Here is a 536-nt window from a genome sequence, read left to right on the forward strand (position 1 = left end):
GTCATGGCCACCATGATTTCAATCAGGGTGAAGCCCGCCTCACCGCACCGCGGCGCGCCCGCAGCGATCGCGCGCCGCGCCCTCATGGCGACCGCCCCGAACCGCTCGCGCTTCCCGTTCCAGTGCGCCTCGATGAAGACTCCGAAGTGGCGCCGGCCGACGTGCCCGAGGAAGCGCCCGTGGTCCCGCCCTCAAGCACCTCGTTGCTGCTGATGTGGAATACGTAAAACGTCACCTGCTCCTCGTCGCCCGACGGCGTCCTCAACACGGCATCCACCTGGTAGAACGGCACGGGCGCCTCTTCGGTCCCGCCCGTGGCCGTTCCCTGAAAACTCCACGAATACCCGGCGTACCGGCCTTCAACTTCACCCGATTCCGTCAGCGTGCCGGCCAGCACCTTGAACTCCGCATCGCTCACCACCCGCTCCAGCAACTGGCGCCGCTCCACCGCGTCCGCCATCTCTTCGTACAGTTTCAGCGCGCTGAAGTGGGCGTTGAGCAGAATGAAGAGCGCGCCGCCGAGAATCGCGACGGCC

Annotated in this window: 2 protein-coding genes; both read right to left on the reverse strand. The window is 66.6% G+C overall.

Going from position 1 to position 536, the window contains the following annotated elements; all coding sequences use genetic code 11:
• Nucleotides 1-86 (reverse strand): prepilin-type N-terminal cleavage/methylation domain-containing protein (locus JNK74_30050; protein MBL7650413.1); only part of this gene is annotated, 86 nt, incomplete at its 3' end.
• The coding region (locus JNK74_30055; GenBank protein MBL7650414.1) for a hypothetical protein at nucleotides 83-536 on the reverse strand (454 nt) is incomplete at its 5' end. The genes JNK74_30050 and JNK74_30055, both read right to left, overlap by 4 nt.

Source organism: Candidatus Hydrogenedentota bacterium (assembly GCA_016791475.1).
Taxonomy (GTDB): Bacteria; Hydrogenedentota; Hydrogenedentia; order Hydrogenedentales; family JAEUWI01; genus JAEUWI01.